The organism is Propionispora hippei DSM 15287, from assembly GCF_900141835.1.
GTDB lineage: Bacteria > Bacillota > Negativicutes > Propionisporales > Propionisporaceae > Propionispora > Propionispora hippei.
Genome location: NZ_FQZD01000018.1, coordinates 32,507 through 45,160 on the forward strand (window position 1 = coordinate 32,507; position 12,654 = coordinate 45,160).

At 50.1% G+C, this 12,654-nt stretch carries 10 protein-coding genes and 1 riboswitch; of the genes, 8 read left to right on the forward strand and 2 right to left on the reverse strand.

The window, feature by feature from the left end; all coding sequences use genetic code 11:
- Nucleotides 1-31: 31 nt before the first annotated feature.
- On the forward strand, nucleotides 32-1,198 hold the full coding sequence (locus F3H20_RS11515; RefSeq protein WP_149735070.1) for a YibE/F family protein: 1,167 nt from the start codon (nucleotides 32-34) through the stop codon (nucleotides 1,196-1,198).
- A gap of 30 nt (nucleotides 1,199-1,228) precedes the next feature.
- Here F3H20_RS11515 and F3H20_RS11520 read toward each other — a convergent pair whose 3' ends face one another.
- Nucleotides 1,229-2,515: an ABC transporter ATP-binding protein gene (locus tag F3H20_RS11520; protein ID WP_149735071.1), complete on the reverse strand. Its 1,287-nt coding sequence runs from the start codon at nucleotides 2,513-2,515 to the stop codon at nucleotides 1,229-1,231.
- 14 nt (nucleotides 2,516-2,529) lie between these two features.
- On the reverse strand, nucleotides 2,530-4,272 hold the full coding sequence (locus tag F3H20_RS11525; protein WP_149735072.1) for an ABC transporter permease: 1,743 nt from the start codon (nucleotides 4,270-4,272) through the stop codon (nucleotides 2,530-2,532).
- A gap of 184 nt (nucleotides 4,273-4,456) precedes the next feature.
- A riboswitch (M-box (ykoK) riboswitch) is annotated at nucleotides 4,457-4,632 on the reverse strand.
- Nucleotides 4,633-4,947: 315 nt separating this feature from the next.
- Here F3H20_RS11525 and F3H20_RS11530 point away from each other — a divergent pair.
- From F3H20_RS11530 to F3H20_RS11560, 7 genes are all read left to right on the forward strand, one after another.
- A complete protein-coding gene (locus tag F3H20_RS11530) occupies nucleotides 4,948-5,151 on the forward strand; it encodes a hypothetical protein (RefSeq protein ID WP_149735073.1) in 204 nt (67 codons plus the stop codon).
- A 213-nt stretch (nucleotides 5,152-5,364) separates the two neighbouring features.
- A complete protein-coding gene (locus F3H20_RS11535; protein ID WP_149735074.1) occupies nucleotides 5,365-6,984 on the forward strand; it encodes an ABC-F family ATP-binding cassette domain-containing protein in 1,620 nt (539 codons plus the stop codon).
- Between the two features lie 260 nt (nucleotides 6,985-7,244).
- Nucleotides 7,245-9,437, forward strand: coding sequence for a DNA topoisomerase III (locus F3H20_RS11540; RefSeq protein WP_149735075.1), 2,193 nt, complete (start codon nucleotides 7,245-7,247; stop codon nucleotides 9,435-9,437).
- Nucleotides 9,438-10,225: 788 nt separating this feature from the next.
- Nucleotides 10,226-10,582: an NADH-quinone oxidoreductase subunit A gene (locus tag F3H20_RS11545; RefSeq protein WP_091744120.1), complete on the forward strand. Its 357-nt coding sequence runs from the start codon at nucleotides 10,226-10,228 to the stop codon at nucleotides 10,580-10,582.
- Nucleotides 10,573-11,088: an NADH-quinone oxidoreductase subunit B gene (locus tag F3H20_RS11550; RefSeq protein ID WP_091744119.1), complete on the forward strand. Its 516-nt coding sequence runs from the start codon at nucleotides 10,573-10,575 to the stop codon at nucleotides 11,086-11,088. Before F3H20_RS11545 ends, F3H20_RS11550 begins: the two co-directional genes overlap by 10 nt.
- Nucleotides 11,081-11,545: an NADH-quinone oxidoreductase subunit C gene (locus F3H20_RS11555; protein WP_149735076.1), complete on the forward strand. Its 465-nt coding sequence runs from the start codon at nucleotides 11,081-11,083 to the stop codon at nucleotides 11,543-11,545. The genes F3H20_RS11550 and F3H20_RS11555 overlap by 8 nt, the downstream gene beginning before the upstream one ends.
- A gap of 10 nt (nucleotides 11,546-11,555) precedes the next feature.
- The gene (locus F3H20_RS11560) at nucleotides 11,556-12,653 is read left to right on the forward strand and encodes an NADH-quinone oxidoreductase subunit D (RefSeq protein ID WP_149735077.1); all 1,098 of its coding nucleotides are present in this window, start codon (nucleotides 11,556-11,558) and stop codon (nucleotides 12,651-12,653) included.
- Nucleotide 12,654: the final 1 nt, after the last annotated feature.

Genomic DNA, 12,654 nt, shown 5'->3' on the forward strand with positions numbered 1-12,654 from the left:
AGCTTTATATACTGCTATGGCGAGGTTAATTATGATAAAACAATATTATAACAAATGTGTTGCTTCCAAATCATTTATACCGACAGTCGTGGTTTTGCTGGCTGTGCTTGGGTTGCTTATGCTGCCCGACCGGTTTGTAAATCCCGTGTACAGTCAGTTCGAGACCTCGAAAGTCCGAGTGATATCCGTAAACAACAACGGCATTCAGCGTGCCGGAATTGTTGCCTATGGCGAACAACGATGTGTAGTTGAACTGCAGGATGGTAGTTATAAAGGAACGGTTGCCGAAGCTATGAATATGCTTTCCGGGTCGCTAGGAACCGATAAGCAGTATCAGGCGGGGGATATTGCGCTGGTTACGGTGGGCGGTGTACAGGGACAAGGCGTCTATAAAATATCCATGGTAGACCATTACCGGCTTAATTATCAGGTACTTCTGGCTGGGGCGTTTATGTTACTGCTGATTCTGTTGGCCGGCTGGATTGGTGTGCGGGCTATTTTAGCTTTTTTGTTTACCGTGCTTTGCATTTGGAAGATGCTGATCCCTTTCTTGCTGGCAGGATACCAGCCCATTTTGTGCGGCCTTTTGGTTACGGTCATATTGACAACGGTCATTATCATATTGGTATATGGTTTTGACCGGCGGTTTATTGCTGCCACGCTGGGGTCGCTGTTAGGCACAGGACTGACGGCTCTGTTGGCCATTATTTTTGTTAGCATGTCGAAAATTCATGGTGCGGTCATGGACTATTCCGAAAGTCTTTTATATACCGGCTTTCAGCTTAACCTGACCGAAATATTCATTGCCAGCATTTTCATTGCCTCATCAGGAGCGGTCATGGACATTGCGGTGGATATTACCTCGGCAGTGTATGAAGTGATTGAGGCCAATCCGGCCATTAGTAAAGCGGCAGCAATGAAAGCGGGACTGAATGTTGGCCGCACTGTGCTGGGTACCATGAGCACTACGTTATTGTTGGCCTATTCCGGCGGTTACATTGGTTTGTTAATGGTGTTTGTGGCGCAAGGAACACCGGTGCTGAATATATTGAACTTAAATTATATTGCGGCCGAAGTATTAAATACGATGATTGGCAGTTTCGGCTTAATTACCGTGGCGCCTTTTACGGCTGTTACCAGCGCTACGCTGCTTGTCGGGAGTAAGAACAGAGAAGCAAGAGCATTTGCACAAGGTTGAAACGGGAAAGACAGATAAAGCTGTTGTTTTTTAGCTTTCAGCAAAGAGCTGGCGGCTCTGTTCATCGTAAGCAAACAGCTCGGCATATCTGCCCCAGGCAATCAGGGTATCCAGCAATAGAGGGATTTCGGCGGCTGGCAGGGAGCGAGCCAGTATGTCCTCAAAAAATTCAATGTTCATCCGTTTATTGGATTTAGATTGCAGGATAGCCAGAATTTTACCGGCCAGCGGGACGTACTGTACAAGCTGGGTCCGGAACAGTTCCTTCCGTTCGAGGACCGAAGCCTGGGCAAAGCGGATGCCCTCGGGGGTCAGTTCAATATCACCGTCCACGACCTTGGCGAAGCCCAGCAATGTAGCTCCGTCAATGATCGGAAAAAAATCCTCGCTGTCCATCATAAACCGGTCTGCTAATTTATACAGATCGGTTTTTTCATTCAGGTCCTCCAAAAGCTCAAGAAACCCGGTCAGTGCGCCGGCGGAGACACGGGGCAGCACGATGATTTCTTTGTTTTCAATAGTGAGGGTGTTGCGCGGGGCGGTATCACTGCGTTTCATCATTAAAGAGTATAAGGTATCGACCAGGCTGATAAAGGCCGGAGCATTCTTGTCGCGCCAGTGAGGCAACGTGATGGGCATATCGGTATGAATGCCGGCCGGGCTGCCGGAGACAACCAGAATACGGTCAGCCATATAAACGGCTTCTTCAATGCCATGCGTTACCATAATGATTGATTTTGTCGGAATTTTATTTTCCCGCCACAGTTCCAGGATGTCGCGACGCAGGTTTTCCGCTGTCAGGACGTCCAGGGCGGAAAACGGTTCATCCATCAGCAGCACGTCGGGGTCACTGACCAGGGCGCGCCCCAGTCCTACCCGCTGCTGCATACCGCCGGACAGTTCCTTGGGATAGGCATTCTCAAAGCCGTCCAGACCAACCATATCAATGACTGCCAGAGCTTTTTCTTTTTTTACGTTGGCCGGCAAGTCCTTGGAATCCAGGCCGACTAGCACGTTTTCTAAAATGGTCAGCCAGGGAAACAGGGCGAAGGACTGGAACACCATGGCGGCGCCGGGATTTACGCCCTGATATTCCTGGCCGAGATAGGTGATTTTGCCGGAACTCGCCGGAGTGAGTCCGGCGATGATGCGCAGCAGGGTGGATTTGCCGGAGCCTGACGGTCCCAAAATAGCGAGGAACTCCCCGGCATAGATGGACAGATTGATATTGGACAATACCGGAACGCCGGCATTGCTGCTGCCGCCATCCCATTTCTTTTGAACCTGTTTTAATTCAATTAATACCTTTTTTTTCATGGCAAATCCCCCCTTTAATTTAAGTGATATTTGGTTTCCGACAGTTGGAACAGACGCCGCCATAACAGGCGGTTCATAAGAATGACAAAGACACACATAACTACAATGCCGCCGATAATGGACGGCCAGTCGCCAGTGGCGGTGGCCTGGCTAATGTAGCCGCCGATGCCGGTGGCGACTAACTGGTTTTCTTTCCAGGTAAGCAGTTCGGAGATAATGCTGGCGTTCCAGGCTCCGCCGGTAGCGGTAATGCAGCCGGTGATCAGGCTGGGGAAGATAGCCGGCAGGATAAGTTTCTGCCAGCGTTGCCGACCGGACAGTTTAAAAAGAACGGCCGCTTCCTTCAGGTCATTGGGAATGGTGGTAGCGCCGGCAATGACGTTAAACAGGATATACCACTGGGTGCCGAGTGCCATAAGGGCAATAGACCCGAATTCAAAATTTACCTCATGCTGCAGGTAAAATACGGCAATAAAAGGATACAGCATATTGGCAGGAAAGGAGGCGGCGATTTGCACAAGCGGCTGAAACAGTTTGGTCAGGCGGGGGTTGGTGCCGATCCAGACGCCGACAGGTACGGTCCAGATCAATCCGAAAAGCGTGGCGACAATAATCCGGCCCAGGGTGTAGAAGCCAAAAACAAAGAGGTTGCCTAATTCTTTGGTGCCGAGCGTGGCCAGCATTTGGTAACCGTCATAGGCTTCCCGTACTACATAATAAATAGCACCCAAGGCTAATGCATAGGTGAAAGCCGATCGCAGCAGAGAGAACAGCTTGAACCGTTCGGCTTGCCGGACAGTGTGTCCGCCGAAAGCGACAAAGCGGCTGCCATAGCTATATACCGCACTGCAAAGCGGGGTCAACAGGTACTTGCGCAGCCAGGTTATGAAAATGGCACGCTGCAGCAGATCGTAAACGAACGAGGAAGGCACCTCTTTGGCGGCGGTGCGTTCCATTTTGAATTTTTGGGACCATACGACGATAGGCCGCCAGAAAAGCTGGTCCACGGCCACAATCATCAGTACCATGGTTACCATGGCATATACCAAAGCTGTCATGTCGCCGTTAGCGATGGCGGCGGCCATGAAGGAGCCGATGCCGGGAAGCTGGATGCTGGAATTGAGCACCGTGATGGTTTCGCTGGCGGCCAAAAAGAACCAGCCGCCGCCAAAGGACATCATACTGTTCCAGACCAGACCGATCATCGAAAAGGGAACCTCCAGGCGAATGAAACGCTGCCAGGGATTGAGACGGAGCATAGTAGCTGCTTCCTTAAGGTCCTTGGGCAGAGTGGTCAGGGAATGGTAGAAGCTGAAAGTCATATTCCAGCACTGGCCGGTAAAGATGGCAAAGATGGAAGCCAGCTCCACGCCCAAGAGACTACCGGGAAACATACCGATGAACATGGTAATGGTAACGGACAGAAAGCCAAGCACCGGGATGGACTGCAGAATATCCAGCAAGGGAATCAAAACTTTTTCAGCCAGCCGGTTTTTCGCGGCCAGACTGCCATAGAGTAAGGTGAAAATAAGCGAGGCGCCATAGGCTAAAAACATACGCAGCAAGGAACGGCCGGCATAGTACGGCAGATCGGCCGGATTGGACGAAAGATCAAGCTGCGTTTCCGGCGAAAAGGGAACGGCCATGCCGGAGCTTAAGCGTACGAGCGAATAGAGCAGGGAAAAGACAAAAATAATAACTGCGAGATCCAGTAAGCCAAAGCGGCGGGTGGGTATGTGGGAAGAAAAAATGGCCATAGTCATCACATCCTAATGTAGTTTTTCGTGCTTTGCCGTATACCGGTTTTGACGGCAAATAAAATAGTATATGCGCCGGATTAGGGCCATCGTCCATACATACCACCTCCTATACAATAAAAATGACCTTCCCATATGGGAAGGTCATGCTGACAGCAAAGAAGGGCGCAACAAAAGCGGCGCTTGACCTCCCCACTCGTTTGAGCTTTGGCACTGTATAACGTAGAGCAAAATGCGCTGCGCTCAGCCACCTTAAGTAAAACCTTATGCCGGTAATACCTGTTCTACCCATTGGCGTCTTTCGACATTTCCGGGCAGTGGCCTGTGTTCATACAGGAGCCTCACCTAACGAGGAAGTTATGATTCTTATATGTGATTCTTATAATTACATAGAAACTGTAACACCGTACCTGGCTGCTGTCAATTGTTTCTTCTTAAAATACTGCTATTTTTAACAGAAATTTAAAATTTGACAGTTATGCAAATTTCATGCTATTATATTAATGTAGATTATTCACCATGCTGTTATACAGCGACATGTAAAAAAGAGTACTAGTGTGAGTTGCCTGTATCTTCTATTTCAATGTATATTGGTAATAATCCCAAGGTAATTGCGGCTGATGACGCTGGCGCAGCGTTATGAATTACCTATTAAGTTCATGGAGGAAAGGGATTATGGAGCAGAAAACGATTACGCATCTGCTTAGCCGCTTAACTTTTCTTGGGTATCACAGGTTCGAAATCAAGAACATCATTAAAGATGCGATTGGCGTTGAACATGTCGAGGGTTTAAACCGGGCCCAAGTAGGAAAAGTGATCCGGCATTTGAAGATGTATGAGTTACTTGGTTCTGACTATGTGCAGACCTACAGCAAGTAACTAACCCCAACAACCAACCGGGAGTGGTGACGCTCCTGGTTTTTTATATGTTCTCGAAGACCTGCCTGGAAGCTGCGCGTCAGAACTGCTCCGGCCTTTAATTGCCTAGCTCTAGGCCGAGAGATCATTAAGTCAGTGGTTTCCTGGACTAATCGGGCCAGACATGGTAAAATCAGATGTTATAAAAACAATAAAGAAAGATGGGTTACATACATGATCAGTACAAGCAGATTAACATTACAATTTGGCAAACGTATCTTATTTAAGGATGTGAATATAAAGTTTACGCCAGGCAATTGCTACGGTTTGATCGGGGCTAACGGCACCGGCAAATCAACCTTTTTGAAGGTGCTGGCCGGCGAGATTGAACCGACCAACGGCGAAGTCAGCATCACTCCTGGCGAGCGGCTGGCGGTATTAAAACAGAACCATTATGAATTTGACGAACATGAAGTATTGAAAACAGTCATTATGGGCCATGCCCGGCTGTATGAAATTATGGAGGCTAAAGACGCCTTGTATGCCAAAGCCGACTTCTCCGAAGCAGACGGCATGAAGCTGTCGGAGCTGGAATGTGAATTCTCCGAACTCAACGGCTGGGATGCCGACTCAGAAGCCTCCCGCCTGCTGAACGGACTAGGTATTCCCGAAACGCTTCACTATCAGAAGATGGGCGATTTGAGCGGCAAGGAGAAAGTGCGTGTGCTGTTGGCACAGGCATTGTTCGGCAATCCTGACATCCTGCTGCTGGACGAACCGACTAACCATCTGGACATCCAGTCGGTAACCTGGCTGGAAGACTTTCTTTATGATTTCCCCAATACCGTCATCGTCGTATCTCATGACCGGCATTTTCTGAATAAGGTTTGCACCCATATTGCCGATATTGATTTTGAAAACATTCAATTATATGTAGGCAACTACGATTTCTGGCTGGAGTCGAGCCAGTTGGCGCTGCAGTTGGCGAAAGACGCCAATAAGAAAAAGGAAGAAAAGGCGAAGGAATTGCAAAGCTTTATTCAGCGCTTCAGTGCCAACGCTTCCAAATCCCGGCAGGCCACTTCCCGGAAAAAACAACTGGAAAAACTGACGCTGGAAGATATCAAGCCTTCGTCCCGCAAGTATCCCTACATTGCCTTTAAGCCAGAGCGGGAAGCGGGAGCGCAGCTTTTACAGGTGGAAGGTTTGGCGAAAACAATTGACGGGGAACCTGTACTGAACGATGTCAGCTTCCTGGTAACCAAGGGTGATAAAATCGCCTTTGTCGGACCGGACGGGTTAGCTAAAACGACATTGTTTAAAATTCTAATGGGCGAAATGGAGGCCGATACCGGAGAATTCAAATGGGGAGTTACCACCTCGCAGGCCTATTTTCCTAAGGATAATTCCAGCTATTTTGACGGTGTCGAGCTGTCGCTGGTCGACTGGCTGCGTCAGTTTTCCCAGGATCAGGAGGAGTCCTTCATCCGGGGCTTCTTAGGCCGTATGCTGTTTTCCGGTGAGGAAAGCCTAAAAGCCGCCAATGTTCTTTCCGGTGGCGAAAAAGTGCGCTGCATGCTGGCAAAAATGATGCTCAGCGGGGCCAATGTTCTGCTCTTAGATGAGCCGACCAACCACTTGGATTTGGAATCCATCACATCATTGAATAACGGACTGATCAGCTTTGATGGAACCATGCTGTTTGTGTCTCATGACCACCAGTTTATTCAGACCATTGCCAACCGGATTATTGAAATTACGCCGAACGGTATCATTGACCGGCGGATGACCTATGAAGAATACCTGGAAGACGGGGAAGTAAAGAAGCAACGGACTCAATTATACGGCGAATAATAGAATAAAGCACAAAAGCCTTACAGACGGTGTAGCTGTAAGGCTTTTTGGATATGCTGTCTAGGGAACCGCTGATTTAATGAGCCTGCCAGCCTGGCGAGAGATTTTTTCGGCTGGCAAGGAAGCAAAAACGCAGGAATAGCGGTTCCTATTTCAAGATTTTGCTGACGCAGCCAGGCGGAGAAAGATGGCCAGGCTGTGTGGTGTGAATAAATCAGTAGTTCCCTACGAGCGGAGCGGATAAAGGGGAGAAAAGCTATATGAGCAAAATACTGGTATTGGCGGAGAAACCTTCGGTGGGCAGGGACATTGCCAAGGTGCTTGCCTGCCATAAACAGGGCAACGGTTATTGGGAGGGCGAGCGGCATGTGATTACCTGGGCGCTGGGCCATCTGGTGACACTGGCCGATCCCGAAGAATATGATGAGAAATACAAGTCCTGGCGTCTGGAGGATTTGCCGATGCTGCCGGCGACGGCCAAGCTGGTGGTTATCCGGCAAAGCAGCCGCCAATTTCGTATTGTTAAAGAACAATTACTGCGCAAGGATGTTGGCGAGGTGGTGATTGCCACCGATGCCGGGCGGGAAGGAGAACTGGTGGCCCGCTGGATTCTGGAAAAGGCCGGCAGCCGCAAGCCGGTGAAGCGTCTTTGGATTTCTTCGGTAACCGACAAGGCCATCCGGGCCGGTTTTAGCAGCCTGAAGCCGGGAAAGGCTTATGAAAGCCTGTATGCCGCTGCCGCCGCCCGGGCTGAGGCTGACTGGCTTGTGGGAATAAACGCTACCAGGGCGCTGACCTGCAAATATAATGCCCAACTGTCCTGCGGACGGGTACAGACGCCGACGCTGGCAATGATTGCCGCCCGGGAAGCAGAAATTTCCCGCTTTAAGCCCCGGCCTTATTACGGGCTGGCGGCCGTGGCCGGCGGCGTCCGGCTGATCTGGCGCGACGGCAAAACCAACGAGCCACGAACCTTTCAAAAAGAAGTCAGAGACAACCTGCTGGCCGGCCTTGCAAATAAAACCATGAAAATCATTGAGGTGGTTAAGCAAGCTAAAAAGGCCTATGCACCGGGCTTGTACGATTTGACGGAATTGCAGCGGGACGCCAATAAAGCCTTTGGCTATTCCGCCAAAGAAACGCTGTCTATTGCCCAAAGGCTGTATGAAAGTCATAAGGTGCTGACCTATCCCCGGACCGATTCGCGTTATCTTTCCTCCGATATTGTGGAGACGCTCAAGGAACGGCTGGAAGCCTGCGGTGTCGGCCCTTATACCAAGGCGGCATTTGCTGTGCTGAAACGGCCTATCCGGGCGAACAGCCACTTTGTTGATGACGGCAAGGTGTCTGATCACCATGCGATTATTCCCACCGAGCAATTTGTCTCACTCCAGGATTTTAGTGAGCAGGAGCGCAAAATTTACGATCTGGTGATCAAACGTTTTTTGGCTGTGCTCTATCCGCCGTTTGAATATGAACAAATTGCGGTAAAGGCATTGCTTAACGGTGAGATCTTTACTGCGAGGGGGAAGGTGATTCAGGCTGCCGGTTGGAAGGAGCTATATGGCGGTCAATGGGAAGGCGAAGAAGATGCGGACGACGAGCAGGAACAAGTGCTGCCTCAGCTTGCGGCAGGTGCTGTCCTGCCGGTTGGCCGACTGATCCCGACCGAGGGGGAAACCAAACCGCCGGCTCGATTTACCGAGGCAACTCTGCTTTCGGCTATGGAAAATCCGGTAGCTTATATGAAGCAGGAAAGCGACAGCCTGAAAAAGACGATCGGTGAAACCGGCGGGTTGGGGACGGTGGCGACCCGGGCGGACATCATCGAAAAACTGTTTAATAGTTTTTTGCTGGAGAAAAAAGGGAAGGATATTCACCTGACCTCCAAGGGAAAACAATTGCTGGAACTGGTACCGGACGATTTAAAGTCACCGGCTCTGACGGCCCAATGGGAACAAAAGCTGGGCGCCATCGCCAAGGGGGCGTTGAGCAAAACAGACTTTGTTCAGGAAATGAAACGGTATGCCGGGCTGATTGTCGGCCGGATTAAAGACAGTCAGGAAAGCTTTACCCATGATAATATGACCCGTTCCAAATGTCCGGAATGCGGCAAATATCTGCTGGAGGTCAACGGGAAAAGAGGGAAAATGCTGGTTTGCCAGGACCGGGACTGCGGTTATCGCAAGGGACTCTCACAAACGACCAATGCCCGCTGCCCCAACTGTCATAAAAAGCTGGAGCTGCGTGGTGAAAAGGAAAACCGGTTGTTTGTTTGTACCTGTGGTTACCGGGAAAAATTAACCGCTTTTCAGGAACGGAAGAATAAAGAGCAGGATAAAAGCTCAAAACGGGAGGTAGCGGTCTATCTGAAAGAGCAGAAGAAAATCGCTCAGGAGCCGCTTAATACGGCCCTGGCTGATGCCCTGGCCAAACTCCGGCTGAAGGATTAGAAACTACTGACTGGTGGCAGGGCGCAGGAAACTGCTTAAGCAATAAGGTTCCTTAACAGAAAACCCTGCAGCGAGAAGCATATCACCTTGCTTTTGCTGCAGGGTTTTGCGTCGGCAATCGCGGACGGGGCGAAGCGGTTGTCAGTTATGGCAGAACGTGGTATGATTTAGTTGATTGATAAATATTGTAAATATCCAGCTTGTTTTTGCGGGATAAGTCATTATATTTTTGCCGTGTCAGACATGTTGTGATGCTAATCACAGTCAAAGCCGGTAAGATCGATTATCATAATCATATAGCGAAAGTTATAAAAGTAGATCAACTCGATCTAGTTATACTGCACATTTGTCTAATGTAATAATACAAATACTGTATACAGTATGAATTAATCAGTATTCTTTCGGGGAATATGTTCAATTATTGCTGGCGAAGTATTGAATTATAAAATGAAACATGGTACCATCTACTTAGTCATTTTTACGCTCCCTTTATTTTTTTATGGTGTAAGTGAAATTTTGAACAATTGACCGGAGGGATGGTAACTAAGTAAGTGAAAAAGTGAACATTTGTCTAGACGCTGCTGTATGAATGGGCCTGTCGCCAGGGCGAGAGAATTTTTCGTATGGCAAAAGATTCGTCAGGCTACATAGCGTGAACTGGTGGTTTTCGAGGGCCAACCGGTGAGGTCGCTGACTAGCTTTACAGATATGTGTCATACTAACCCAAGATAGTGTTGTTTAAGCTAAAATGATTGAATTTTTGCTCAATAACGAAAGGGAGGATGGTTATGTTACAGGATTATACTTTAATTGGCGTACTCATCCTGATTGCGCTGGTCGTTCCCATCGGCGGCCTGGTTGCTTCGGCCATGGTACAGACCCGTAAACCTGGCCTGGAAAAGTCGCTGCCTTATGAATGCGGCATCGATCCCATCGGCAAGTCGTGGATTCAGTTTAAAGCAAGCTATTATTTATATGCCTTGGTGTTTGTCGTTTTTGATGTGGAAACGATGTTTTTGTATCCCTGGGCCGTCCAATTTCAGCAGCTTGGCTTGTTTGCTTTTGTAGAAATGATTATTTTTGTAGCCATATTAACGCTTGGATTATGGTATGCCTGGAAAAAGGGGGCTTTGGAGTGGAAATAAAAGATGCGGTGGCAAAACCTGATTCTTTATTGGAACGAAATATTATCGTCACTTCGATTGAACAGGTGCTGAACTGGGCCCGGAGCAACTCTCTGTGGCCGCTTACCTCCGGTTTGGCCTGCTGTGCTATTGAGATGATGTCGGCGGCAGCGGCCAGATTTGACTTGGCCCGATTTGGCTACGAGGTGTTTCGTCCGTCGCCCCGGCAGGCTGATCTCTTGATTGTGGCCGGGACGCTGACCTGGAAGATGGCGGGGCCGTTAAAGCGGCTATATGAGCAAATGCCGGAACCAAAGTACGTCATTGCCATGGGTAACTGTGCCAATGCCGGCGGGCCGTTCGTCGATTCGTCCTATACTGTTGTGCCCGGCGTGGATAAGATTATCCCGGTGGACGTATATATTCCCGGCTGTCCGCCGCGGCCAGAGGCTCTCATTCAGGGCCTGCTGGAACTAAAAAAGAAGATTCGTCATCCTGAAGTGGCAAGGCGGGATCAACATGACTAAACAAATGATAACCAAGGATGAACTGACAGAGCTGGCCGCCCGGTTTGCCCCGGCGACCGAGGTAAGCGGTGAGGGAGTAAGCGGCGCCTTGGTGATTGCCAGGGACAGGCTGCTAGAGCTGCTGCGCTGGCTGAAAGAGGACGCGGACTATCAATTTACCCTGCTGAGCAATGAGACGGCCGTGGACTACCCCGAGTATTTTGAACTGGTCTGTCATCTCTATTCCTGCCACCGTCGCCAGATGCTCACCGTTAAGGCGCGCTGCAGCAAAGAGGAAGCGGTTTTCCCCTCCCTGGTTTCGCTTTGGCCGGGCGCCAATTTCCAGGAGCGGGAGATTTACGATTTGCTGGGGCTTACCTTTACCGGTCATCCCCAGCTCAAGCGTATTTTATTGCCGGCGGAATTTACCGGGCATCCGCTGCGTAAAGATTTTAAAGCAGCCGGCCAAGAAGTGTGAGGTGAAGGATATGCCGAGAACAGAAGTATATACACTCAATATGGGACCGGTCCATCCCAGCACCCACGGTGTTTTGCAGGTGATTTTGGACCTGGACGGCGAACAGGTGGTGCGGGCTACCCCGGAAATGGGTTATTTGCATCGCGGTATTGAAAAGCTGGCCGAGGGCCGGACTTATCCCCAGTTTTTGCCCTATACCGACCGGCTGGATTATGTGTCGGCCATGGGCAACAACCTGGGCTATTGCCAGACGGTGGAGAAGCTGCTGGGCGTGGAGGTACCGGAACGGGCCGAATATATCCGGGTGATTATGGCTGAACTCAACCGCATTGCCAGTCACTTGATCTTTTTTGGCACTATTGCCATTGATTTCGGTTCGGCTACAGGTATGATTTATGGGTTCCGGGACCGTGAAAAAATACTGGACTTATTTAATATGGTCTGCGGCGCCCGCATGACGTTCCATTATATCCGCATCGGTGGGGTGGCGGAAGATTTGCCGGCCGAATTTGTGCCGGCGGCACAGGCCTTTCTTGATGAATTTCCCTCGTTGCTGGAAGAATATCACGGTCTGATCAGCGGCAATGAAATTTTTACGCATCGTCTGAAGGGCTATGCTAAAATCAACGCCGCCCGGGCGCTGGAACTGGGCATGACCGGACCGTCGCTCCGGGCCTCGGGCGTGGATTATGATATTCGCAAGGTTGATCCTTACGGGGTCTACGACCGATTTGACTTTACTGTTCCCCTGGGCACGCAGGGCGACAACTGGGACCGTTACATAGTCCGGATGCAGGAAATGGAACAAAGCGCCCGGATTGTCCGGCAGGCGCTGGAAGGCTTGCCGGAAGGGCCGGTGAAAGCCAAAATGGCCCGGGTGATCAAGCCGCCAGCGGGCGATGTATATCACCGGATTGAAAATCCCCGGGGTGAGCTGGGCTACTATATTGTCAGTGACGGCAGCACCAAGCCGTACCGCGTTCATATCCGCCGCCCGTCCTTCATCAACCTGCACGCGCTGGATGAACTGTGCCGCGGACTCTTAATCGGCGATGTGGTGGCCATTTTGTCTACGCTGGACCCACTGATGGGCGAGGTAGACTGTTGAA

Bases quoted from the DNA above. Each gene is read 5' to 3' on its own strand.
- F3H20_RS11515 (WP_149735070.1), top strand. From the start codon at position 32: ATGATAAAACAATATTATAACAAATGTGTTGCTTCCAAATCATTTATA.
- F3H20_RS11520 (WP_149735071.1), bottom strand. From the start codon at position 2,515: ATGAAAAAAAAGGTATTAATTGAATTAAAACAGGTTCAAAAGAAATGG.
- F3H20_RS11525 (WP_149735072.1), bottom strand. From the start codon at position 4,272: ATGGCCATTTTTTCTTCCCACATACCCACCCGCCGCTTTGGCTTACTG.
- F3H20_RS11530 (WP_149735073.1), top strand. From the start codon at position 4,948: ATGGAGCAGAAAACGATTACGCATCTGCTTAGCCGCTTAACTTTTCTT.
- F3H20_RS11535 (WP_149735074.1), top strand. From the start codon at position 5,365: ATGATCAGTACAAGCAGATTAACATTACAATTTGGCAAACGTATCTTA.
- F3H20_RS11540 (WP_149735075.1), top strand. From the start codon at position 7,245: ATGAGCAAAATACTGGTATTGGCGGAGAAACCTTCGGTGGGCAGGGAC.
- F3H20_RS11545 (WP_091744120.1), top strand. From the start codon at position 10,226: ATGTTACAGGATTATACTTTAATTGGCGTACTCATCCTGATTGCGCTG.
- F3H20_RS11555 (WP_149735076.1), top strand. From the start codon at position 11,081: ATGACTAAACAAATGATAACCAAGGATGAACTGACAGAGCTGGCCGCC.
- F3H20_RS11560 (WP_149735077.1), top strand. From the start codon at position 11,556: ATGCCGAGAACAGAAGTATATACACTCAATATGGGACCGGTCCATCCC.